Here is a 1,036-nt window from a genome sequence, read left to right as displayed (position 1 = left end):
AGCAAGGGCGGGTTATTATGCGATGTGGGGGGTGATGGTGCTGATATGAGGGGGTGACGCTCAGGCGCCGCGTGGGCTGACAGGTCCGCAGGCTATAACCCGGGTTGATCCACAAGGCTGAAAATTTCAGGGAAATGCCCGGTAAATTTCTTCCCGGCTCTTGACCCGGTAGAATATGATGGTAGAATCTTTCAGGATTTTAATCCCGATACGATAGTTTCCGGAACGGATGCGCCAGTAGTGTTCGAAGCCCTTCATCCGGTCAATATCAAAATCCGTAAAAATATTTTTCGACGCCGGGATTTCGTCGAATACCAGCCGCTCGATCCGGGAGCGGTGCCTTCGGGGGATCGCGGCTAGATCCTTCAGGAACGTTTTCTTGTAGGCACAGGTAGGCATTTTAGTCCTTTTTCAAAGACTTGTAGTGCTTCTTTGCTTCGTGGACCGACAGGCCCTCGTCATCCTCGACTTCTTCCATGAGTTTGCCGAGCCCGTGATCTTCGATGATAGACTCCATCCGGTTGAATGTCTCGATGTCAACGATCACCGCCTGTTTCTGGTTCCTGGCATCGGTGATATATTTCCGGGGTATTGCTGTCATGTCTGTCATTGCAGTGTTTTCTTGTGAGACTATAAAGGAGCTTGGGTAGCGGGTGCCCGGGGGCACTGTTGAGGGTTGACGTGCACCTGGGGTGATCTAGCCGCGTGGGCTGACCCTGACCGGGCTATGCCACAAACGTCCGCACTTTCTTCAGAAGGGAGAGCTGGCGGTTCGCATGAGTTTTCTTCTCCTCCCCGATCATCTGGATAATCTCATCGAGGGGAATCGCAAGCGAGACCAGCTTTAACGGCCGCCCCTTCCATTCCGGCGGGATCTCCTCAGTCGTCACCCATCCCTGTTCCACCATGTACCTGACGGCCTGGCTCACCTCGGGTTGGGTCATGTCGGCCACGCGCTCGATCTCCCGCATGGTGCCCTCCATGCGGTTTAAGAGAAACACGAGAACCCGAGCAACGGTCCTCTTTGTGCCGAGAC

3 protein-coding genes are annotated in these 1,036 nt (G+C 54.4%); all 3 read right to left on the bottom strand.

The genetic code is table 11. The features are described from left to right. Positions 1 to 126: 126 nt before the first annotated feature. Entirely contained in the window at positions 127 to 399 is a 273-nt protein-coding gene (locus CW742_RS15120; protein WP_292421854.1) for a type II toxin-antitoxin system RelE/ParE family toxin, read from the bottom strand. A 1-nt stretch (position 400) separates the two neighbouring features. Further along, positions 401 to 601, bottom strand: a complete 201-nt coding sequence (locus CW742_RS15115) for a hypothetical protein (RefSeq protein ID WP_292421852.1) — start codon at positions 599 to 601, stop codon at positions 401 to 403. Positions 602 to 725: 124 nt separating this feature from the next. Next, on the bottom strand, positions 726 to 1,036 hold a 311-nt coding region (locus tag CW742_RS15110; protein ID WP_292421850.1), incomplete at its 5' end, for a MarR family transcriptional regulator.

This window comes from Methanoregula sp., from assembly GCF_002835825.1.
Taxonomy (GTDB): Archaea; Halobacteriota; Methanomicrobia; order Methanomicrobiales; family Methanospirillaceae; genus Methanoregula.
Note: the sequence above shows the minus strand (reverse complement) of the source record. Positions and strands in the feature narration are given on the sequence as shown.